Raw genomic sequence first — 21,893 nt, 5'->3', positions numbered from 1 at the left:
GTCAGCTCTTCCGCGGCACCGGGCAGGTCAGGTCGTGCCCGGGCGCCCGGCCGTCCAGCAGGTAGCGCTCGACGGTGGTCGTGACGCAGGGGTCGGAGGTCGGGTACTGGCCGTGGTTGCCGTTGCCGGTGACCGTCACCAGCCGGGAGCCGTGCAGCGCCCGGTGGGCGCCGAGGGCCGCCTCGTAGTACGTCGCCGGGTCGTGCCGGGAGTTGAGCATCAGTACCGGCGGCAGGTGGGCGCCGGTCACCTTCACCTCGGGCGCCGGGGCCGTCGGCCAGGCCGCGCAGACCGCGCTGAAGGCGAGCGTGCGGGCACCGATCAGCGGGTACCGGTCGGTGTTCTCGGCGCCGCGCCGGATCCAGGTGTCCATCGAGGTCGTCCACGGGGTGTCCCCGCAGGTCACCGCGAAGTACTCGGCGAGGAAGTCCGGGGAGAGGTACTGGCCGAACACCTGGCGGGCGGTCTGCTGAGCCGTCGGGTCGGCACCCTGCCAGTCGTCCAGCGCGGTCAGCGCGGTGGCCAGGACCGGGAACGCCTGCTCGCGGTAGATCGCGTTGATCGTGCCGTTGTCCAACTGGTTGGGGCCGAGCGTCAGCGACCCGTCGGTGATCGGGTGGTCGTGCAGGTCGGCGCGCCGCTGCTCCCAGTGCGCCTCGACCTCCGCCGCGGTCGAACCCCAGTGGTAGGTGGAGTCCCGGGCGGCCATCCAGGGCAGGAAGTCCTCCTCGAAGCGGCGCTGGAAGCTCATCGGCTGGCCCAGCTCGTACTGCTCCCAGGTGCCCTCGAAGCCGATGTTGCTGTCCAGCACCATCCGCTCGACCCGGTGCGGGAAGAGCGTGCCGTAGTACGCGCCGATCATGGTGGCGTAGGAGGCGCCGTAGTAGCTGATCCTCTTCTCGCCGAGCAGCGAGCGGTAGAGGTCCATGTCGTGGACGGTCTGCTCGGTGGTCAGGTAGGGCAGCAGGTCGCCGCTGTGGGCCACGCAACCGGCGACCAGTGCGCGGGAGTTGGCGATGGTGCGGTCGATCGCCGCCGGTGACCGGTCGCGGTAGTCCCCGGCCAGGAACTCCTGGAACTCCTCCGGGCTCTGGCACCGGACCCGGGTGCTGCGGCCGACGCCGCGCTGGTCGAAGCTGGCGATGTCGTAGGCGGCGGCGATCTTCGGGGCCCCCTGGAGGAGGTCGAGCGGCCGCAGCAGGCCCTGGGCGCCGGGGCCGCCGGCCGTCTCCATCAGGGTGCCCCGCCGGTGCGCCGGGTCGGTGGCGCGGTGCCGGGAGACGGCGATGGAGAGGTCCGCCCCGGCGTCGGGGTGGTGCCAGTCGCGCGGAACGGCCATGGTCGCGCAGTCGAGTGCGGGCTGCCCGGCGCAGGGCTGCCAGTCGAGCGTCTGCCGGGTGTACCGGGCGGGCGCGCGCTCGGCGTCGCCGGGGTCGCGGCCGGAGTCGGCGTTCGCCGTGGCGGGCAGGGCGAGGCAGGCGAGGACCGCAGTGGCGAGGACGGCGGCTGCGCGGCGGGTGCGGGATGCGGTGGTGGTCACGGGAACGATCCTGTCCGAGGCGGCACCTGACGCACGATGATGCAGGACACCCTCTTCGGGGTGGTGCTGGCTGCACCCCCGGGTGGGGGCAGCCGACACCCCCCGGGGTCAGGCGGCGCCGGGCACCCGGGGCGGTCGGCCGTCCGGTGTCGCCGGCGTTGCGGTGGTGGCGGGCAGCGGCGCGGGGGAGAGCCACCGCTCTGAATAACCGTTCGACGGGCCGGGCCGCCCTCCCGTTGGATGGCGGCCATGGACGACCCGATCTGGCATGCCCTGCCCGTCGACGCCCGGCGGCTGGTGGACGAACGACTCGCCGCCGGGCGTCGGGTGCAGGCCGTCAAGGCGATCCGCGACGCCTCCCCGGAGCCGCTGCCCGGCATCCGCGCCTGCATGGACGTGATCGCCGACCGGATGACGGAACTCGGGCTGCTGCCGAACGGCCCGACGCTGCTCAGGGATTGACGGCCACGGCCTTGAAGAAGGTGTAGTGGAACGTCCCGCCCGGTTCGGCCGCGCGGCGCAGGTCGGCGATGCCGCGGTCGAACTCCGCCGCGGTGGTCAGGCCGGCGGCCAGGGCGTCCGTCCGGACGGCCTCGACCATCGGGACGAAGGTCCGCCGGGTGAAGCCGTCCACCAGGGCCGGGCGGGCGCCGTCGGCGTAGACGGTACGGGGGCGGACCGTGACCTCCGGGAAGCCGGCCGCGGTCAGCAGCGGGTGGAGCCGGCGGCCGAGCAGGCCGTCGCCGCCCGCGTCGGCCTGGAGCCGGACCAGGTGGTCGACGGTGCGGCGGGCCGCCGGGGTCTCCGGGTGGAAGAGGGCCGATCCGTGGTCGCCCTCGATCACGGTGATCGTCCCGCCCGGCCGCAGCACCCGCCGCAGCGCGGCCAGTCCGGCCGCCGGATCGGGCAGGTGCTCCAGGACGAAGCACAGGAAGACGTGGTCGAACGAGCCGTCCGGGAAGGGCAGTCGGTGCAGGTCGCCGTGGTGCCAGGCGACCTGTGCGGTGGGCGCCAGGGCGGTGATCCGGGCCCGGGCCTGGGCCAGCGACTCCGCCGAGACGTCCGCCGCGGTCAGCCGGACGCCCGGGCTGGCGGCCAGCAGGTGCGCGGTCTGCGCGCCCACGCCGCAGCCGGCCTCCAGGACCCGGCTGCCCGGCGGGTAGGCGGTGCCCGCGTGGAGCAGTTCGGCGAGGGTGTCGGCCTGGTCGCCGAGGCGGCGGGCCTCGGTGTCCGAGTAGCCGTGGACGTAGGGGGTGACGGGGTCCGTCGTGCTGGTCATGGTTCAACCCTCGCGTCACTATGGACCGGTGAACAGGTCCAAAGACATCGGTGTCGAGAGGTCCAAAGTCGAGAGGTCCCACGAGACCGGTGCCGACTTCCTCCAGCTCGACGTCGCCCAGGCCCCGCCCGGTGGCCTCACCGACTGGCTGACCGGCCGACTGCGCGAGGCCGTCGCCGACGGGCGGCTGCCGGCCGGCGGTCGGCTGCCCGCCACCCGGGTGCTCGCGGCCGAACTCGGCGTCTCCCGGGGCGTGGTGACCGACGCCTACCGGCGGCTCACCGAAGCGGGGATGCTCACCGGGCGGGGCCGCGGCGGCACGGTGGTGGTCGCCCTCGCGCCCGCCGCCGTCCCCGCCGCCCCGCCGGTCCGTCCGGCGCCCGTGCTGTTCCGGGCGGACCCGGGCCCCGAGGTGTTCGACCACCTGCGCGGCACGCCCGCCCGGATCGACCTCACCCCGGGCGTGCCGGACCTCGCCGCCTTCCCCCGGGCCGCCTGGCTGCGCGCCGAACGGGCCGTCCTGGACGGCCTGGCCGCCGCCGACCTCGGGTACGGCGACGTCCGCGGCACCCCCGCGCTGCGGCAGGCCGTCGCCCACTGGCTGGCCCGCAACCGGGGCGTCCGCGCCGACCCGGAGGAGGTGCTGGTGGTCGCCGGGACGGCCCAGGCGCTGGCCCTGCTCGGCCGGGCCCTCGGCCGGGTGGGCATCACCGAGGTCGCCGTCGAGGACCCGGGCTCGCTCGGGGCCCGCCAGCACCTCGCGCACTGGCTGGCCGCCACCCCGCCCGTCCCGGTCGACGCCGAGGGCATCCGGGTCGACGCCCTGCGCGCCACCGGCGCCCCCGCGGTGCTGCTCACCCCCGCCCACCAGTACCCGACCGGTGTCGTCCTCGGCGGTGAGCGGCGCCGCGCCCTGCTGGGCTGGGCGGCCGACGGCGGCCTGGTGATCGAGGACGACTACGACGCCGAACACCGCTACGACCGCCCGCCCGTCCCCGCGCTGCGGGCCGAACTGCCGGACCGGGTCTGCTATGCGGGCAGCATCTCCAAGCTGCTCGCCCCCGCCCTGCGCACCGGCTGGCTGCTGGTGCCCGCGGCGCTGCGCGAGGCGGTGCTCGAGGCCAAGCGCTTCGCCGACCTCGGCAACCCGGTGCTGCCCCAGCTGGTGCTGGCCCGGCTGCTGGAGTCCGGTGAACTCGACCGGCACCTACGGCTGTTGCGCCGCCGGCACCGGACCCGCCGGGACGCGATGATCGCCGCCGTCCGCACCCACCTGCCCACCGCCCATGTGCACGGGGCGGCCGCCGGGCTGCACCTGATGCTCACCCTGCCGGAGGAACTCGGCTGCACCGACACCGAGTTGGCCACCGCCGCGCTGGCCCGCGGGGTCAAGGTCCAGCCGCTGTCCTGGCACGCCCGGCTCCCGTACCCGCCCGGGCTGGTGCTCGGCTACGCCGCTCCCTCACCGGGAGCGATCGCCGAAGGCGTCGCCGTCCTGGGGGAGTTGGTCCGCCGGGCCGGGCGTCAGCCGTCCCCGTCGGAGCGCCGACCCGGCTGCGGGACCACGAAGAACTCGGTGACCAGGCCGACCGGCCGGCCGTCCGCGTCGTAACCCGCCCAGGTCGGGTAGCGGCCGTCGCCCCAGCCGGTGGGGAAGGCGACCAGGCCCGCGCCGGAGGCGGGGTCGAGGAGCAGCACCGGGCCGAGGCCGGTCGGATCCCGGTCGAGGGCGTCCGCCAGCAGGTCCTCGTCCTCCTCCAGCAGGGCGGACAGCTCGGCGCTCGCCGCGGGGTCGAAGAAGCAGCCGGTGCCGGTGTCCACGCCGTAGCCGAAGAAGTCGGTGTCCCCGAGCGCGGCCACCGCCTCCTGGTCGCCGTCCGCGGACAGCGCCCACCGGGCGGCCGGCCCGGTGCGGAAGCGCAGCTGCGCCGCCGCCACCCGGCGGTCCGGGCGGGCGTCCGGGGCGTCGGGCCGGGTGAGCTCGACGACCGAGAGCGTCACCGGGTAGCGGCCCGGCGGCGCGGTCTCGTCGAAGGGCGTGTCCGAGTCCTCCAGTCCGAGGAGCGGGTCGCAGGCGGAGACCGTGCCGCTCGGCAGCGGCAGCTCCGCCGTCGGCAGGGCGACGACGGTGGCGAGCCGGTCGCCGGAGCGGTAGGTGGTGCCGAGGGTGAACAGGCGGTCGACGTCCGGTGCGGGCAGGGGCATCGGGAGGGTCCTCTCGTACGGGTGAAAGAAGTGACCGGAGGTTACCGGGCGGTCCCGACATCCGGGGTCGCCCGGACGGAGCAGGGCCGCGGCCTTTCCGCGGGGCTGCCGGACGGCGCCATCCTGGGTACGCTGACGGACCGTAGCCGTTGCTCACCCCTGGAGGTCCGATGGCTCCGATACGGCGTACGGCCCAGTTGGGCTCGGTGCTGCTGGCGCTGGCGGCCACGCTGGGACCGGTCCCCGCCGGGTCGGTGCCGCGCACCGGGGAGCCTCCCGGCGCCGCCCCCGGCGAGAGGATCGCGAGCATGACGGCGATGACGGCGACGACCGGCCCGCAGCAGGACTCCCGACAGCTCGCGGGGCGCCGCATCGTGCTCTCCTACCCGGGCCCGACCCCGGACCCCGGGGTGCTGCGGGCGATCCGGGAGGGCCGGGCCGCCGGGGTCATACTGTTCGGCGAGAACGTCACCGGTCCGGAGCAACTCGCCGGTGCAATGGCCCAGTTGAAGCAGGCCGCGGCCGAGGCGCCGGATCCGCGCCCGCTGCTGCTGATGACCGACCAGGAGGGCGGCAAGGTCCGCCGACTGCCGGGCGCGCCCGAGCTCTCGGCCCGCCGCACCGGATCGGCCCCGGCCCCGCTCGCCGCCGCCCTGGACTCCGGCACCGCCGCCGCCGGGACGCTCGCGGACGCGGGGCTGAACGTGAACCTCGCCCCGGTGCTCGACGTCTACGACAGTCCGGGCAACTTCATCGACCGCTTCGAGCGCTCCTACGGCCAGGACCCCACCCGGGTGGGGGAGTTGGGCAGCGCCTTCCTCGCCGCGCAGCAGAGCCGGGGGGTGGCGGCCACCGCCAAGCACTTCCCCGGGCTCGGCTCCGCGGCCCGGGACGAGAACACCGACGCCCGCCCGGTCACCCTCCGCGTCCCGCTGGGCGAGCTGCGGACCAGGGGCGAGGCCCCGTACCGGGCCGCCATCGCGGCGGGCGTGCGCCTGGTGATGGCCTCCTGGGCGGTCTACCCGGCCCTCGATCCCGACCGCCCGGCCGGGTTCTCGCCCACCGTGATCCAGGGCGAACTGCGCGAGCGCCTGGGCTTCCAGGGCGTCACCGTCACCGACGCCCTGGAGGCCGAGGCCCTCACCCCGTACGGTCCGACCGGCTCCCGGGCCGTCGCCGCCGCGGCGGCCGGGATGGACCTCATCCTCTGCTCCGCCCGGGACCCCCGGCAGGGCGAGGATGCCACCACCGCGCTGGCGGCCGCCCTCGACTCCGGGGGCCTGGAGCGGTCCGCCTTCACGGAGTCGGTCGACCGGGTGGACGCACTGCGGGAGAGCCTGGGCTGACCGGTCGGCCGGGGGGTGCCGCGGCTGCTCGACGCCACCCGTCCGGCTCAGCCCGGGGTGGGGGCGGAGTGGGGGCGGTGTGGGGGCGGTGGTTCACCCCGGGTTCAGCGGGGTGACGTCCGGGTGGGCGCGGCGGTTCGCCCGCTCGGACAGGAACGCGCCATCGTAGGCCTGCTTTCGGCCTAGGCGGTACATCGAAGGGAAAAGGCGGCTCTGGCGATGGAATCGCATGGCAGGGTAGTCGTCATCGCACGTATGAAATGTCATATGTGCAATGACACACTAATCGATTCCCGTCCCACGAGTTCATTCCTCACACCCTCCGAAGGAGGAGCCATGAACCGCATCACCCGTCTCGCGGCGGGCGCGGCCGGCGCCGTCGCCCTGCTCTCCGCCCCCGTCCCGGCGCTCGCCGCCGCACCGGAAGCCGCCACGGTCACCACCTGCGGGTGGTCCGGCCTCCAGGCCGGGCTGTCCACCCGGGTCTGCGCCGACGTCACCGGCGACGGCGTCGTGCTGTACGGCCAGATCGGTCTGGCCGGCCCGCCGTCGCCGGGAACGTCGTGGCCGCCGGCGCCGAAGGAGCTGATCACCCGGCTGTCGGCCGACGTGGTCGGCATCGGCCCGCTCGGCGCGGCGACCGGGCGGGCCGTGTTCACGGTCAGCACCGTCCGGGTGGACGGGATCAGCACCACGGCGCCGTGCGGGTCGGTCGTGCACGCCTCCTTCGCGGTGGAGGGGAGGTTGTGGGGACCGGCCCCGGTCACCGTGGATGTGCCTGTAAGCTGCTGACGGCTCGTCACCCAGACTGCCGAGCCCGGGAGTTGGCAGCGTCCCGGGCTCGGCCCTCGGCTGTCCTGATCCAGGCGCGGGTGTGGGCGTGGTCACCTTTCGCTGTGACGACTTGAAGAAATCTTCATCTGTCGCGATGATGCCTAGCGGCCGCGGCGTGGACCCCGCCGGGCCGGACGACCACCGAGCCGGATCCGAGGGAGACGACGGGCGATGCCGGTCCCGCTGTACCAGGCGAAGGCGGAGTTCTTCCGCACCCTCGGCCACCCGGTCCGGATCCGCGTCCTGGAACTGCTCCAGGACGGCCCCCGGCCGGTGCGCGAGCTGCTGGCGGAGATCGAGGTCGAACCGTCCAACCTCTCCCAGCAGCTCGCGGTGCTGCGCCGCACCCAGCTGGTCACGGCGACCCGCGAGGGCAACACCGTGGTGTACGCGCTCAGCACCCCGGACGTCGCCGAACTGCTGCGTGCGGCGCGCCGGATCCTGACCGAGCTGATCACCGACCAGGGCTCGCTGCTCACCGAGTTGCGGGCCGCCGGCGGCCGGTCGCCCCGCTGAGCCCGCGGCGGCGTCCGTGGCCGGGCCGATGGTCGAGCCCATCGCCGAGCCCGGGGCCCGCAGCGTCCGACCCGAGGAGAACACCAGCATGACCGACCACGCCGACCGCCCCGACCGCCCGGTGAACGGCGACAGCACGAGCGAGGAGAAGCGCCGCCGCAAGGCGATGCTGATCCGGGCGGGCATCTACATCTTCGCCACCCACCTGTTCGCGGGCTTCGTGCTGCTGCTGTTCGCGCTCGGCGACCGCAAGTAGCGCGGCGGGAGCCCGGTGGGCCCACTTACCGGGAGTCCGGCGGACCGACTCACCGGGAGCCAGGCGGACCCGCCCGCCGGGAGGTCAGCGGACCCGCACGTCGGGCACCTGGTAGCGGTCGCTGGTGCTGGTCCAGGCCTGGACGCCGGCGAGCAGTTCCCGGGTGCCGTCCAGGTACCAGCGTCCCGCCGGGTGCCGGCGGCCCAACTCGCGGCGCAGCTCCTCGCTCTCCCGGCGCAGGTGGGCGACCCGCGCGCGCACCGCGCGGACGGCCCGGCTGCGGGTGCAGCCGCGGATCCGTTGCAGGGTGAGGACGGTGTTGAAGGCGGCCGCGCTCTGCCGCTCCTCCCGCTCCAGCGAGTAGAGGTCGTTGATCAGGGTGGCGGCGTCGGCGGTGTCGGCCCGCAGGCGGTGCAGTGCGGGCTCGGCGTGCAGGGTGGCGGGGGCGTCGGCGCCGTGGACCCGTTCCAGTATGTTCATGAACGGGTAGAGACAACTGCCGTGGCGGCGCAGCCGCATGGTCTCCGCGAGGCCGAGGCCCAGGGCGGGGACGGTGCCGCGGGCGCGGTGCTCGGCCTCGGCCGGGAAGGTGGCCAGGCAGGACCGCCACTCCTGGGCGGCCCGGGCGCGCCAGGCGGGGGAGGCCGAGGCGCTCTGGCGGTCCCAGAGCTCCCGCCAGGCGGTGAGGAGTCGGCCGTCCGGCGTGGTCGGGCGGGGTCCGTCGTCGAGGGCCGAGATCAGGGGGTCGACCAGCGCGTGGGCCTCCGCGGGGCGGCGTCCCGGTGGGCCGTCGAAGTGGTCGTCCAGGACGGTGAACCAGCCCAGGACGTCCACCAGCAGGTCCAGTTCGGCGCCCCGGACGCGCGGGAAGGCGTGGCCGATCAACTCGTGCAGGGCGTAGGCCCGGTAGCCGGGCAGCTCGGTGGGGGCGAGCAGACCGTGCCGGACGGCCCAGTCGGCGTGCCGGTCGGCGGCGGCGCGCAGCTCGGCGGGCGGGCGCGGCTGCGGGGGCGTTACGCCGGCGGGGGCGTGCGGGCCGTCGGCGCTCCCGGTGAACGGACAGCCCGTCGGGCGCAGTCGGGCCGACGCGAACGTCCTCACCGCTGAGGCCCTTCGCGCAGCAGGGGGTTCCGGTGCGGCGGCGGCTCCCGGTGCGGCCGCCGACGCCTGTCCGCCGACCGTTCCCGGTGCGGCCGACGGCGCCCGCTCGCCGACCGCTCCCGGTACGGCCACGCCTCCCGGTACCGCCACGCCTCCGGGGACCGCAGCGCGGTCCGGTGCCGCCGGGGCGCCGTCGGCGCGGGGGGCCAGCCGGACCCGCAGGCCGTGCGCCTGGACCGTCGTCCACACCACTTCCCGGGCCCGCGAGCCCGGTACCGCCACCGGCCGCCAGCGGCGCAGGATCGCGGCCGCCGCGACGGTCAGTTCGGCCCAGGCGAAGGCCTCGCCGATGCACTTGTGCTTGCCCGCCCCGAAGGGCAGGAAGGAGGGCCGTCCCAGCCCGCCGCCGTCCTGCCAGCGCTCGGGCCGGAAGCTCAGCGGGTCCTGGTAGCGCACCGGGTCGCGGTGCAGCGCGGTGAGGCTGTACAGCAGCTCGGTGCCGGCCGGGATCCGGTACGGGCCGAGGTCCACCGGCACCCGGGCGGTGCGCATCAGGAAGGCGTTGGGCGCGTGCAGCCGCACCACCTCCTGGGTGACGCTGCGGGTGTAGCCGAGCCGGCCGAGGGCCTCCGGGGTGGGGGTGGTGCCGGCGGGCAGGTGCTCGTCCAGTTCGGCGAGCACGCGGGCCTCCACCTCGGGGTGGCGCAGGAGTTCGTCCAGCAGCCAGGTGAGCGTGGTGGAGACGGTCTCGGTGCCGGCGCCGAACATGGTGATCGCCTCGGAGCGGACGTCGGCCTCGGTGAGCGGGCGGCCGGTGGCGGGGTCCGTCGCGGCGCGCAGCAGGGCGGGCAGGGTGCCGCCGCAGCCGTCCGGGCGGGCCGTTCCGGGGCGGCCGTTGACGGCCTGGTCGACGACCCGGTTGAGCACCCGCACGGCGGCGTCGAAGCGCCGGTTGACCGGCAGCGGCAGCCGGGCCAGGGCCGGGTGGGGGTACAGCGACTGGACGATCTGGCCCTTCACCAGGTCCGGCAGGGCCCGGTGGAAGGCGAGCGTGGCGTCCTCGCTGAGCCGGGCGCCGAACAGCGAACGGGTGACGATCTCCAGGGCCAGGTGGTTCATCTCCTTGGCCACGTCGAGGACTTGGCCGGGCCGCCAGCGGCCCGCGCGTTCCTCGGTCACCTGGTGCATCACGGCCAGGTAGCCGGCCATCCGGTCCGGCCCGAAGGCGGGCTGGATGATCCGGCGGCGGTCGCGGTGTGCCTGCCCCTCGGACATCAGCAGGCCATCGCCGAAGGCGGTCTTCAGGGTGTCCTGGACGGCGCCGCGCGGGCAGTCGCGGGCGAGTGCGACGAGCAGCGTGTGGACGAGCCGGGCGTCGGTCACCACGCAGACGGTGCGCGGTCCGAGCCGGATGCGGACCACTCCGCCGTGGCGGGCCAGTGAGCCGAGGAAGCCGAGCGGGTCGCGCAGCAGGGCGGCGGCGTGGCCGAGGCCGGGCAGGGCGCCGGGGGCGAGCGGGGGGACGGCCGCACGGGTGGTGGGTACGGGGGGTGGCGCGGTTCTCGGGGGGACGATCCGTTTCCGTGTCTCTGCCAGCAGGGTGTGGGTCGGCAGGGGCATGACACTTCCTCTCACCAGAGGGGCCGGTGCGGGCGGTACCGGGGGAAGGCACCGGCGGGCCGGCCGGGAGGCGGGGGGTCGACGAGCGCGGACCCCGCGTGCGCCAGGGGCAGAGGGCGCACGCCATGGGAAACGCGCCGGTCCGGCGGGCGTTGCGCCGAACGCGCCCGGATCACTCGAACGGCCGAGCACCGGGGAGTCCGCCCGCGCGCTCGGCGACGTCGGTCGGCAGGGCCGCGCTGACCTGTGCGGACGGGCCTTCTGGGGTCATCCGCACGGGGCATGGGCGGCAGGGTCTTTGGACCCTCGCCGCACGGCCGTGCGAAGGCCAGCATGGTGGCCGGAGAAGGAGGAACGTGATGACCCGTCTGCGCCACCGGCCCGCCCTCGACGTCCGGGTGGAGATCCGCGGCGAGCTGCCGCGCGAGGACGCCGAGTACGCCCGGGCCCGGGCGCAGGAGACCGCGGCGATCCTCGGCCCCGACGCCCACGGACTGCGGCTGCGGCTGACCCGGGTGCGCGAACGCTCCGTCACCCGGCCCGCGCTCGCCCAGGCGGACGTCCGGCTCGACGGCCTCGGCCCGCTCCGGGTGCAGTTGGCCACCGGCGCGGTCGGGGAGGCCGTCGACCTGGTGCTCGGCACCCTCGCGGGCCGGGCGGTGCGGCTGCGCGAGCAGGGCGACATCGGGCTCGCCGCCGTCCACGAGAGCGCCTACCGCCCCCAGTACGCCGACCGGCCGCTGGCCCTGCGTCGGATCGCCCGGCTCAAGGAGGTGGTGCTCGCCCGGCGCACCCCCGAACAGGCCGCCCACGAGCTGCTCGCCCTGGACCGGCGCTTCCACCTGTTCCTGGACACCCGGACGGGACGCGACAGCCTGGTGCACCGCTGCCCGCTGAGCGGCGCGGTGGCGCTGCGGCCCGCCGACGGCGACGTGCTTCCCGCGTTCGACCTGGCCGAGGCGGCGCGCCGGCTCTGGATCACCGGGCACCCGTTCGTCTGCCACGCGGACCCCGAGGGCGGCCGGGCCCGGGTGCTCTACCGCCGGTACGACGGCCACTACGGCCTGATAACGCCGGTAGCGGACGGCCGTTGCGGGGCAGGAGTCCCCTCGGCACGCAACTGATCCGCGAGGGGGCGACGGGACCGCGCGGGGCCTCCTCACCGGGGCTCCACCGGCAGGGCCTCCCCACCAGGGCTCCACCACCTCCAGACTCCACCAACTCCACGACAGGAGACCGGGACCATGGACTGCGACGACGAGGTCATGCTGACCGTCCGGATCACGGCCGTCGAACGGGCGCTGCTGCGGGACCTCGCGCGCGGCCACGGCGGAGACGTCTCCGGGGTCGCGGTCGACGGACTGCTGGAGGTCATCCCGGCGCTGTACGACGACGGGTCGGTGCTGCCGCTGCTGCGGGTGCTGGCCAGACCGGCCCCCTGCGCGCTCACCCTCTGGCTGCCCGCCCCGGTCGCCGACCTGCTGCCGCTGCTGGGCGAGCGGCTGGTGCTCACCGGCGGCCCGTCGGCGGGACCGGCCAGTGCCGCGCTCTCCGCCGCGCTGCGGTTGTGGCTCACCGGGGAGCGGGCGGTGCTCGCCGCCGGGCTGGCCCGGTTGCACGGCGGTCGCGGCGGGAGCGGTGGTCGCGGCCGGGGTGGGCTCGCGGTCGCGGCCTGAGGCCTTCGCCGTATGGACTGACGGATCGTCATATCGACTCCACGGAGCCTTCTTTCCTCGGCTGGGTCCGTGCTGCTGCTCCGTCCGTGCGCCCTGTCGTACCGCCCGCCGTTCAGCCGTTCCGAACGCATCCGGGAATTTCGCAAGAGGTTTCTGTTATTCCCGGCGGCCGCGCCCGCTCTCCCCTGTGTCAGAAGGTCCGAGCCCCGCACCACCGGGCGCGGACCGTCGCACGAGGAAAGGAACGCGATGGGACACCGGAGCAGCGAGCTCCGTCGGCGCAGGCGCCGCAGGCTCACCCGCAGGAGTGCCCTGGTCGCCGTGGCGGTGGCGGCCGGACTGGTCGCGGGCACCCTCGGCCTGCGCGCCGCGCTGGAGCCGGGGGCGGCGCACCGCAGCCTCGTGGCGGTGGACGCGCCGGCCGACGCGGTCGCGGACGACGGTGGGCCGGGGGAGACCGGCACCGCCGAGGGGGCCACCAGGGCGCCCGCCCCGAAGCGGGACGAGAAGGCCGCACGGCCCAAGGAGATGCCCAAGGACCAGCCCGACCGCGGCCTGGTCTACGCGGGGCTGAACCTGCCGACCAGCGACCGCTGCGGCACCATGCTGGAGGTCACCGGCAGCGCGCAGTGCAGCCACGGTCCGGACGCGCCGCCCAAGGAGGTGGACATCCGCAAGGACGTCCCGCCGGTCGCCGCGCCGGCCGCGCCGGCGCCCGCGCTCACCCCGCCCACCGGTGCCCGACCTCCGGCGGCGGCCGACCTGTTGAAGGGCGGAGTGCTCGTTCTGGACGCCGCGCAGAAGGCACTGCTCGGCGACGCCGGGACGGCCGCCACTCCCCAGAACGGCGCCGCTCCGCAGGACGCCGCCGCTCCGGCGGCCGGAGCGGGCCTGGTCTGCGAGGGCGACGGCAGCAGCGGCAACCGCGTCCAGGTGGTGTACGTGCACGCCCCGGGCAGTGACCGCTTCGCCCAGTACCTGTCCTCGTTCAAGAAGTGGGCCGCCGACGTCGACGTCATCTACAACGCCAGCGCCGCCGAGACCGGCGGGGTGCGGCACGTCCGCTTCGTCACCGAACCCGACTGCACCGCCTCGGTGTTGAACGTGCAGATATCCGACGCGGAGATCCAGGACTTCAACGCGAGCAACCGCGCCCTGGCGGCGCAGGGGTTCGACCGCAAGGACCGCAAGTACATGATGTTCACCGACGCCAAGGTCTACTGCGGCATCGGCACCTTCGCCGGCGACGAGCGCTCCGGCCAGGACAACCTGAGCAACTTCGGCCCCTCGTACGGCCGGACCGACTCCGGCTGCTGGGGCGGGCACACCGCCGCGCACGAAATCGGCCACAACCTGGGCGCGGTGAACAACAGCGCGCCCAACTCCAGCAAGGGCGGCCACTGTACGGACACCTGGGACCTGATGTGCTACTCGGACGCCCCCTACTACCCCAAGATGCGGGTCGTCTGCCCGGACCGCGCGCATGACGACCGGCTGGACTGCAGCCACGACGACTACTACAACACCGCCCCGGCGCCGGGAAGTTACCTGGCCACCCACTGGAACGTCGCGGACAACCGCTTCCTCATCGCGGGCAACGGCGGCGGCAACGGCAACGGCGGCGGACCGACCCCCACGCCCACCCCGACCCCGAGCGGCGGTCCGACGGGCACGGGCACGCCCACCCGCACGCCCTCGCCGTCCCCGACGCCCACCGGCGGCCCCACTGCCTCGCCGACCCGGTCCCCGTCGCCGACCGCGACCCCGACCACGGGCGACACCGGCCCGGAGCCGACGGTCGGTCAGATCACCCAGAGTTCAGCGGTGCTGAGCTGGCGGCCCGTCCCGTCCGCCGCCGGCTACGACGTCCTGCTGGACGGCCGGGCCGTCGGTACCGTCCACTCGACCGTGGTCGGCATCGTCCGACTGGCCCCCGGCACCGGCTACACCGTGGCGATCGCCGCCCGCGACGCCGCCGGAACGGTCGGCCGGCCCGGCCGGACGGCGAGCTTCCGCACCCTCGCCGAGGCCGGCCGCCCGCAGCCCGGCACCCGCTACACCATGGTCAACGGTCTCACCGGCCAGGCCGCCGACCTGTGGGGCAGCTCGACGAACGACGGCACCGTGGCGATCGGCTACCAGCGCACCGGCTACGCCAACCAGAAGTGGCTCTTCGAGGACGCCGGACACGATGCCGTCCGGATCAAGTCCGCCCGCTCCGGCAAGTGCCTCCAACTCGGCGGCACCCCGGTCGCCGGACAGTACGTGGCCCAGCAGCCGTGCTCCGACGCCTCCGCGCAGCGGTGGCAACTCACCGCGGCCGACGGTGGGTTCACCCTCACGGCAGACGGTTCTGCGCTGGTGCTCGGGCTCAGCGACCGTTGGTACTACGGTGGTTGGCTGCTGGAGCTGCAGCAGCCGAACGGCCGGCCGTACCAGGACTGGTCGCTGCTGAAGAGCCCGTAGCCCGACGCACGAGCCCGACACACGAGCCCGAATCCGGAGCCCGAATCCGGAGCCCGAACCCCGGAGCCCGTCACCGGCCCTCGTCGGCCGGTGACGGCCGGTGACGGCCGGTGGCGGCCGCACCCGGCACCACCGCTCCCCGCACCCCCACCCCCACCCCCACCCTCACCCCCGCCCCGAGGAACGCCCGACATGCGAATCCGCACCCGCCGCCCGCTGCTCGCCTCCCTCGCTCTCGCCGCCGCGGCCGTCCTGCCCGCCGCCGCACCCGCCGCCGCCCACGGGGACACCGTCCACCTGGACGTCGCCGGCCAGCAGAACGGCCGGGTCAGCACCGTCGCGACCTGGGAGAACGACCACGACCCGGTCACCGAGGACTTCGCCGGCACGCTCTCCGCGACCGCCGCCGACGGCCGGACGGTCGGCCCCTGGCGGCTGGTCGCGGTGCCGGACCGACCGGGGACGTACACCACCCGCGAACTGCTGCCCGCCGGGCACTGGAAGATCTCCGTCGACTGCGCCTTCCCCTCGCTGGGCCACGGTGAGCGCGAACTCGACGTCGAGGCGGCGGCGATCAGCGACCCGGCGCCCCTGGACGCGCCCGCGTCCCCGGGGACGCCCGCGCCCGCGTCCCCCGGGATGACCACGTCCGCACCCGCCCCGGCGGCCGCTCCCTCGGGGGCCCCGACCGCCCCGCCGGTGGTGGCCGTGGCGGCGACCACCGCCGGGCCCGTCCACGAGACCACCGACGACGCCACCACCTGGGCCGCCATCGGCACCGCCGCCGCGGCCGTGCTGCTGGTCGCCACCGGCTTCTGGCTGCGCGCCCGCGCCCGCCCCTGACGGGCCGCAGGCACACCCACGGCGGGGTGCCGTCGGCCGCCGCCCGGCGCCCCGAGTGATCGACGCCGCACCGCCGTCCGGGAACCGATGGCGTACGGATCACGTCCCACCGGTCACCGGGCGTCACCGGACGTCCGGCCGAACGCGAGGGAGCAACCGCGCATGAGGAAGGTCCTGATCACCGGCGGTGCCGGCTTCATCGGCAGCACGGTGGCCTCAGCCCTGCTCGACCGGGGCATCACCCCGGTCGTCCTGGACGACCTGTCCAAGGGCCGTGCCGAGTTCGTGGAGAACCGGGTCTTCTACGGGGGTGACATCGCCGACGCCGCCCTGCTGGAGCGGATCTTCACCGAGCACCCGGACATCGACGCCACCGTGCACTGCGCGGCGAGGATCGTCGTCCCGGAGTCGGTGGCCAAGCCGCTGTTCTACTACCGGGAGAACGTCGCCAAGACCGTCGAACTGCTCGACGCCCTGCAGCGCCACGGCTGCACCCGGGTGGTGTTCAGCAGCTCCGCCTCGATCTACGCGCCCACCCCGGACGGCCGGGTCGACGAGGACTCCGCGGTCGAGGCGAACAGCCCCTACGCGCGCACCAAGCTGATGATGGAGCAGGTGCTCCAGGACTGGACCCGCGGCGAGGGCGCCGAGCGGCAACGGGTCGTCTCGCTGCGCTACTTCAACCCGATCGGCGCCGACTCCCGGCTGCGCACCGGGCTGCAGAACCTCAACCCCAGCCACGCCCTGGGCAAGCTGATCGAGGCGCACACCACCGGCACCCCCTTCACCGTCACGGGCGTCGACTGGGCGACCCGGGACGGCTCCGGCATCCGCGACTACATCCACGTCCAGGACCTCGCCGAGGCGCACGTCGCGGCGCTGCTCCGGTTCGACGAGGTGATCGCCCCCGACGCCGCCGACCGCTACCGGGCGATCAACGTCGGCACCGGCGAGGGCACCACCGTGCGGGAACTGGTCACCGCCTTCGAGCAGGCCGCCGGCGCCCGGTTGGACGTCCGCGAGGCCGGCCCGCGCCCGGGCGACGTGATCGGCTGCTACGCCGCCGTGGACACCGCCCGGGAACTGCTCGGCTGGACGCCGAAGCGCACCCTCGCCGAGGGCGTCGCCGACGCGCTCGCCTGGCGCGCCAAGTGGACCGCCCACCTGGCGAACGGCTAGGCACCGCCCGGGCCGCCGGGCGTGGAGCCCGGCGGCCCGGCTCGTGCCGCCTCGCCGCCGTTCGCCCCTGCCGGGCAGCGTGAGATCCCACGGGGAGACGAGGGGGCGACGTCAGTCCCCGGCCGGTAGCGGGGTGTTCGGGCAGGTGGTGTCCTTGTCGGGCAGGGTGCCGTCGATCAGGTAGCGGTTGACGGTGTCGTCGATGCAGCTGTTCTGCGGGGCGAAGAGACCCGCGTAGACGGTGTGGCGGAAGGCCCCGCGCAGGGTGACCAGGCGGGAGCCGGTCAGGGCCCGGTGGGCGACCTGCTGGCCCGGGTAGACCGCCGCCGGGTCGCCGGTCGCACCCACCATCAGGACCGGGACGTCGTTGTGGACCTTCGTGGCCGGTTCCGCCGGGGCGGTCGGCCAGAAGGAGCAGGGGGTGATGTTGCGGGTCAGCGAGCCGAACAGCGGTTCGTCGGCGCGGTGGGCCTGGATGTCCCGGTAGTAGAACTCGGGGTCGGCGGACGAGGCGGCCCGGTCCGCACACTGGATCGCCGTCGCGACACTGGCCGAACCGTCCGCATCCGGAGCGGACAGACCGGCCAGGACACCCTCCAGGCGCTCATTGGGTATGACCTCGACCCCACGGGCGGCGTCGCCGAGGTCCCGGACGTCGGCCGCGTAGGCCGCGTACAGCTCGTCACTGTCCCCGGCGGTGACGTTCCACAGGAGTTGGGGCAGCACCCGGCTGTCGACCCGGTGGCTGCCCACCTGGAGCGGGCCGCGGTCGGCGGTACTCCTGATCCGTTCCACCGTGGCCAGGACCTCGGCGGTGGTGCCACCCAGGTGATAGGCGTCCTGGTGCCGGGCCGCCCACGCCGCCCAGTTCTCCAGCACCGCCGTCACGGCCGGTCCCTGGGAGCTCGTCAGGTCCGGGCCGTAGAGCTCGGGGTTCAGGGCGCTGTCGAGGACGACCCGGTCGGTGCGGCGGGGGAACAGCTGGAGGTAGACCTCGCCCAGGTACGTGCCGTACGACGAGCCGAGGTAGGACAGTTTCGACTCGCCGAGGGCGGCCCTGATCACGTCCATGTCCCGTGCCGTGTTCCGGGTGGACGCGAAGGGCAGCACGTCCCGGTGGCCGGCGCAGCGCGACGCCAGGTCCCGGGCCAGCGCCACGCTCCGGTCGAAGGTGCTCCGGTCGGACCCGGCGGAGCCGATGCCGGTCGTGGGCCAGGCGCAGTTCAGGGGGGTGCTGCGCCCGACGAACCGGGGGTCCATCCCGATCAGGTCGTAGCGGGCGGCGACGGCGGGCTCGGCCTTCTTGACCATCAGGACGAGGTTCATCGCGGGGACTCCGGGGCCGCCGGGGTTCCACAGGAGCGTTCCCCGTCGGTGTGCCGGATCGGTGGCCTTGAGCCGGGACATCGCGACCTTCACCGTCCGCCCGTCGGGGTGTCGGTAGTCCAACGGCACGGTGACGTCGGCGCATTGGGCCTTCGCGTCGTCGAGTTCCTGGCCGGCCGTGTCGTCCGGTCCGGTCCGGCAGCCGTGCCAGGTGATCGTCTGCCGCTGGAACCGGGCGAGGGGGTCGTGACCGCCCGCGTCCGTCCGGTCCGCCGCCTGGACGGACGGATGGCAACCGATCAGAGCGGTGCCCACCAGGACCACGGCGGCCGCGGTCGTCCTCCGTCGATGCATGCGCGTTCTCCTCCTGCAGTGTGCCGGGCCCGGCCGAGCCGTGCGGGAGGCGCTCCCAACCGGCTGACGGGGCCCGGGCGTTGACTGGTCGCTCCGCCTGTGAGGACTGCCCCGTCCCGGGGTCGACGCCGCAGCGGGCGCTACTTGCGGTGGCGTCCGGTACCCCTCCTCAGCAGGGGAACCGGGGTGTCGGCCTGGGGAAAGACGGGTGCGCCGCCCTCGACGATCAGTGCGTACGCGTCGGCGTAGCTCTCGGTCACGGCGACGGGCTGCCGGACGGCACCGTCCCATTCGACCACCAGGCGGCCGAAGTCCCGGAAGAGGCCGTCCCGTTCGGCGTCGGGGTCGAGTGCGAGGGCGTCCCGGGTACCGGCCGGCGGCGCCAGGCCGGCCCGGTCGGTGTACCAGGCGGCCACCGACTCATCGTCAGGTCCGAACACCCGCTGTGTCCTCTCGCGAGACGAAGGTCTGGTGAGAGGTTAGGCGATCCCGAGCGCCGCCGGCGGGCGTGTCCGGCCGATCGCGGACGGCCCCGCGGGTCGGGGCGCCCAGGTCCGGGCCCCGGGGCGAACCGGCCCCGCGGCGCGGTCCCCCCGGCCCGCGCCTCCCGGGAGCTGCCGCACGCCGTCTACCGGCGGCCGGCGGGACGGGCGAGGATGGGCGGCCGACGGTGTCCCGGACGCGACCGAGAGGGCGGCAGCATGGGGAAGCACGAGAAGCCGGCCCCTGACCCCGGGGCGGGAACGCCGCCGCCCGGCAACGGCGACGGGCAGGTCCCGCCTCCGCCGCCGCCCACCGGCACCCGGCGGAAGTAGCCGCGGTGACGAGCGCTGACGACCTCGCGGGGTACCGGGCGGCCCTGGACCGGGCGATGGCGGCGGAGCAGGCCTGGCCGGCCGGGGCGCCGTGGGTGCGGGAGGCCTTCGCGGCGGTGCCGCGCGACGCGTTCGCGCCGGAGCGGTTGTGGCGGTGGGACGGCCGTGCCTACCTGCCGGTGGACCGGGCGGTCGATCCCGAGGGCTGGGCAGGCGAGTTGTTCGGCGTGGTCCACACCGCGGCCGTCACCCAGGTGCGCGACGGTCTGCCGTCCTCGTCGCTGTCCGCGCCCGCCGTGGTGGCGGACATGCTGGACGGCCTGCGGCTGGAACCCGGGCACCGGGTGTGGGACGTGGGTACCGGGCAGGGGTGGACGGCGGCGCTGGCCGCCCGGCGCACCGGAGCGGGCCGGGTGGTGTCCACGGAGGTGGACCCGGGCCTGGCCGCCGCCGCCCGCGGGCGCCTGGCGGCGGCCGGGCTGGACGTCGAGGTGGTGACCGGCAACGCGAGCGGCGGCGGGGTGCCCGGCGGCGGGCAGGTCGACCGCCTCCACGCGACCTACGCGGTGGAGGCCGTCCCGTGGGCGTGGGTGGAGGCGGTACGGCCGGGCGGCCGGATCGTCTACCCCTGGGGCCGGCTCGGGCACGTCGCGCTGACCGTGGCCGACGACGGCAGGAGCGCGACCGGCTGGGTGCAGGGCCTCGCCCAGTTCATGGCCGACCGGTGCGGCCCGGCGCAGGCGTCCACCGGCTACGCCGCCTACCGCGCGGTGCGCGGCGACGCCGAACCCGACACCGAGCGGCTGCTGACCCGCGATCCGGCCCCGCTGGAGGGCGACTGGGACCTGCGCTTCGCCCTGCGGGTCGCGGTGCCCGACGCGGTGCTGCTCACCGGCCGGGACGAGGACGGCGTCAACGCCTGGGTCCACGACGGCGACCGGTCGTGGGCGGCGCTGACCGCGCGCGGCGACGGCACCGCGGGGCTCTACCAGGGCGGGCCGCGGCGCATCGGCGACGAGCTCACCAGGGCCTGGGACGAATGGGAGGAGCTCGGCCGCCCGGACCGCTACGACTACGGCATCACCGTCACCCCCGACGCCCAGTGGGCGTGGCAGGGCGGCCCGGACGGGCCGCCCCGGCCCATCGCACGGCCGGCACCGCCCGGGGCCTGACCGGGGCCCGACGGGCGGACCCGGCCGCGCGGTCCGTCAGGACCACCCCCACTGCGGCTCGCCGCTGTACTTCCCGCCGCCGGGCTTCTTGCGGTCCTTCTGGATGTCCCCGTACTCGTAGTCGTCGTTGGGCATGCCGAAGACGTACTCGTGCGGGTCGGCCGCCGCGCTCTCCAGCTTCTCCGGGACGCTGTGGTAGCCGAGCGCGTAGAGCTTCTTGGACGGCTGCCAGCTGTTGTAGCAGGCGATGGCGTTGCGCTTGGTGTCCATGTCGTCCGAGGGGATGTTCAGCACGTAGGCGGCGCCGTTGCGGCGGGAGGCGAGCGGGTAGTCGTAGGCGTAGACGAAGTTGAAGCGCACATCGGTGAGCTTGCCCTCCTTGGCCAGCTGCACGGCCGCGTCCGAGATCGCCTTGTGGGTCGCGCTGACCTCCAACCAGCCCGCGGTGAACTTGTGCGAGGCGCCCGGGTACTGGTCCGCGATGGACGCGATCTTCGACTTGACCGTCTTGGTGAAGTTCTTGAAGTCGGTGTCCCCGTTCCACGCGGAGTCGGGGACCTTCAGGTTGATCACCTTGTCGACGCCGAGGACGTCGGCCGCGGCCATGAACTCCGCGGTCCGGGAGGGCACGATCACGCTGTCGGTGGCGCTCGGAGGATCGGTCGGCCAGTTCACCCCGTGGGGGCCGTGGGCCGCGCACCGGCCCGAGGGGCGCAGCCTGCACGGGTAGTCCACCTTCTTCATCTTCCCGGTGTCCTTGTCCTCCTCCCACGCCCACTCGTTCATGATCCCCGCCAGCTGGTTGTTCTCACCCCGTGTCACCAGCACCAGGTACACGGGCCGTCCGGCCGCCTTGTGCTCCAGGATCGACCCGGCCAGGCCCAGCACCTCGTCGTCCTGGTGCGGTGAGTAGAAGATCGCCGGCTTGGAGGCGGCCGAGGCCTTGCCGCCCGACAGGCCGGTGCCCAGGAGCGTCGCCCCGGCCAGCGCACCCGCCGTCAGCACCCGCCGCCGGGACAGGCCCACAGCACCGATGTCGGCCATCGACGCCTCCGGCCGGCCCCACCGGGCCGGCCCGTCGGGACCGGCGCCGACGGAGGCGGCGGTGTCGAGGCGGTGGCGGAAGTGACGATCGGCCATGGGCGGGCTCCTTGGACAGCGGCGCCACCGGGAGCGGCGCGGGATACGGGAGGCGAGGGTGATGGTGGACGAACCACCGTGTCACGCCCCCGACCCTACGAAGCGCACCCGTCACCGGGCGTCACCCACCGGAACGAGGACCAGGCTCCCGCTCCCGCCCCGGCCCGGTACCGTGCTCCCGGTCCCGGTCCCGGTCCCGGTTCTGATGGCCCGGCGGCCCGGCGG

At 75.1% G+C, this 21,893-nt stretch carries 19 protein-coding genes; 12 read left to right on the top strand and 7 right to left on the bottom strand.

Features of this window, described 5'->3' with window-relative positions:
• Window position 1 precedes the first annotated feature (1 nt).
• The gene (locus AB0O91_RS13405) at window positions 2-1,540 is read right to left on the bottom strand and encodes an alpha/beta hydrolase (protein WP_363431393.1); all 1,539 of its coding nucleotides are present in this window, start codon (window positions 1,538-1,540) and stop codon (window positions 2-4) included.
• A 249-nt stretch (window positions 1,541-1,789) separates the two neighbouring features.
• Between AB0O91_RS13405 and AB0O91_RS13400 the strand changes: the two genes are divergently transcribed.
• Window positions 1,790-2,002, top strand: coding sequence for a hypothetical protein (locus AB0O91_RS13400; RefSeq protein WP_363431390.1), 213 nt, complete (start codon window positions 1,790-1,792; stop codon window positions 2,000-2,002).
• On the opposite strand, the gene AB0O91_RS13395 is transcribed toward AB0O91_RS13400, so the two are convergent.
• A complete protein-coding gene (locus AB0O91_RS13395) occupies window positions 1,992-2,819 on the bottom strand; it encodes a methyltransferase domain-containing protein (RefSeq protein WP_363431387.1) in 828 nt (275 codons plus the stop codon). The genes AB0O91_RS13400 and AB0O91_RS13395 overlap by 11 nt on opposite strands.
• 28 nt (window positions 2,820-2,847) lie before the next feature.
• On the opposite strand from AB0O91_RS13395, the gene AB0O91_RS13390 reads away from it, so the two are divergent.
• Entirely contained in the window at window positions 2,848-4,431 is a 1,584-nt protein-coding gene (locus AB0O91_RS13390) for a PLP-dependent aminotransferase family protein (RefSeq protein WP_363431385.1), read from the top strand.
• Here the strand turns inward: AB0O91_RS13390 and AB0O91_RS13385 are convergent.
• Window positions 4,344-5,024, bottom strand: coding sequence for a DUF4241 domain-containing protein (locus AB0O91_RS13385; RefSeq protein WP_363431383.1), 681 nt, complete (start codon window positions 5,022-5,024; stop codon window positions 4,344-4,346). The two genes, AB0O91_RS13390 and AB0O91_RS13385, sit on opposite strands and share 88 nt — an antisense overlap.
• Before the next feature lie 170 nt (window positions 5,025-5,194).
• Here AB0O91_RS13385 and AB0O91_RS13380 point away from each other — a divergent pair, with 170 nt between their 5' ends.
• The 4 genes from AB0O91_RS13380 (at window position 5,195) to AB0O91_RS13365 (ending at window position 7,976) form a co-directional block, all read left to right on the top strand.
• Complete coding sequence (locus AB0O91_RS13380) at window positions 5,195-6,370, top strand: glycoside hydrolase family 3 N-terminal domain-containing protein (protein ID WP_363431380.1); 1,176 nt, start codon at window positions 5,195-5,197, stop codon at window positions 6,368-6,370.
• A gap of 336 nt (window positions 6,371-6,706) precedes the next feature.
• Window positions 6,707-7,162, top strand: coding sequence for a hypothetical protein (locus AB0O91_RS13375; protein WP_363431377.1), 456 nt, complete (start codon window positions 6,707-6,709; stop codon window positions 7,160-7,162).
• Window positions 7,163-7,375: 213 nt separating this feature from the next.
• A complete protein-coding gene (locus AB0O91_RS13370) occupies window positions 7,376-7,720 on the top strand; it encodes a metalloregulator ArsR/SmtB family transcription factor (RefSeq protein WP_363431375.1) in 345 nt (114 codons plus the stop codon).
• Between the two features lie 88 nt (window positions 7,721-7,808).
• A complete protein-coding gene (locus AB0O91_RS13365) occupies window positions 7,809-7,976 on the top strand; it encodes a DUF6126 family protein (RefSeq protein ID WP_363431372.1) in 168 nt (55 codons plus the stop codon).
• Between the two features lie 84 nt (window positions 7,977-8,060).
• On the opposite strand, the gene AB0O91_RS13360 is transcribed toward AB0O91_RS13365, so the two are convergent.
• Window positions 8,061-10,697 carry a cytochrome P450 gene (locus AB0O91_RS13360; protein WP_363431369.1) on the bottom strand — a complete coding sequence of 879 codons (2,637 nt, stop codon included), beginning with the start codon at window positions 10,695-10,697 and terminating at the stop codon, window positions 8,061-8,063.
• A 359-nt stretch (window positions 10,698-11,056) separates the two neighbouring features.
• Between AB0O91_RS13360 and AB0O91_RS13355 the strand changes: the two genes are divergently transcribed.
• The 5 genes from AB0O91_RS13355 to galE all read left to right on the top strand — a co-directional run bounded on the left by AB0O91_RS13355 (window position 11,057) and on the right by galE (window position 16,861).
• Window positions 11,057-11,821 carry a sigma 54 modulation/S30EA ribosomal C-terminal domain-containing protein gene (locus AB0O91_RS13355; protein ID WP_363431366.1) on the top strand — a complete coding sequence of 255 codons (765 nt, stop codon included), beginning with the start codon at window positions 11,057-11,059 and terminating at the stop codon, window positions 11,819-11,821.
• A gap of 120 nt (window positions 11,822-11,941) precedes the next feature.
• The gene (locus AB0O91_RS13350; protein ID WP_363431363.1) at window positions 11,942-12,373 is read left to right on the top strand and encodes a hypothetical protein; all 432 of its coding nucleotides are present in this window, start codon (window positions 11,942-11,944) and stop codon (window positions 12,371-12,373) included.
• 249 nt (window positions 12,374-12,622) lie between these two features.
• A complete protein-coding gene (locus AB0O91_RS13345; protein ID WP_363431361.1) occupies window positions 12,623-14,839 on the top strand; it encodes an RICIN domain-containing protein in 2,217 nt (738 codons plus the stop codon).
• A gap of 192 nt (window positions 14,840-15,031) precedes the next feature.
• On the top strand, window positions 15,032-15,682 hold the full coding sequence (locus AB0O91_RS13340) for a hypothetical protein (RefSeq protein WP_363431359.1): 651 nt from the start codon (window positions 15,032-15,034) through the stop codon (window positions 15,680-15,682).
• 162 nt (window positions 15,683-15,844) lie between these two features.
• Window positions 15,845-16,861: a UDP-glucose 4-epimerase GalE gene (gene galE / locus AB0O91_RS13335; RefSeq protein ID WP_363431356.1), complete on the top strand. Its 1,017-nt coding sequence runs from the start codon at window positions 15,845-15,847 to the stop codon at window positions 16,859-16,861.
• A gap of 111 nt (window positions 16,862-16,972) precedes the next feature.
• On the opposite strand, the gene AB0O91_RS13330 is transcribed toward galE, so the two are convergent.
• The gene (locus AB0O91_RS13330; RefSeq protein ID WP_363431354.1) at window positions 16,973-18,541 is read right to left on the bottom strand and encodes an alpha/beta hydrolase; all 1,569 of its coding nucleotides are present in this window, start codon (window positions 18,539-18,541) and stop codon (window positions 16,973-16,975) included.
• Between the two features lie 140 nt (window positions 18,542-18,681).
• A complete protein-coding gene (locus AB0O91_RS13325) occupies window positions 18,682-18,981 on the bottom strand; it encodes a DUF6087 family protein (RefSeq protein WP_363431351.1) in 300 nt (99 codons plus the stop codon).
• Window positions 18,982-19,361: 380 nt separating this feature from the next.
• Between AB0O91_RS13325 and AB0O91_RS13320 the strand changes: the two genes are divergently transcribed.
• A complete protein-coding gene (locus AB0O91_RS13320; protein ID WP_363431348.1) occupies window positions 19,362-20,528 on the top strand; it encodes a methyltransferase domain-containing protein in 1,167 nt (388 codons plus the stop codon).
• 36 nt (window positions 20,529-20,564) lie between these two features.
• Here AB0O91_RS13320 and AB0O91_RS13315 read toward each other — a convergent pair whose 3' ends face one another.
• Entirely contained in the window at window positions 20,565-21,668 is a 1,104-nt protein-coding gene (locus AB0O91_RS13315; RefSeq protein WP_363431346.1) for a PIG-L family deacetylase, read from the bottom strand.
• Between the last annotated feature and the right edge of the window lie 225 nt (window positions 21,669-21,893).

It is taken from the genome of Kitasatospora sp. NPDC089797 (genome assembly GCF_040684795.1).
GTDB lineage: Bacteria > Actinomycetota > Actinomycetes > Streptomycetales > Streptomycetaceae > Kitasatospora.
The sequence above is the reverse complement of the archived record's forward strand: the minus strand, read 5'-3'. Positions and strand labels throughout refer to the sequence as shown.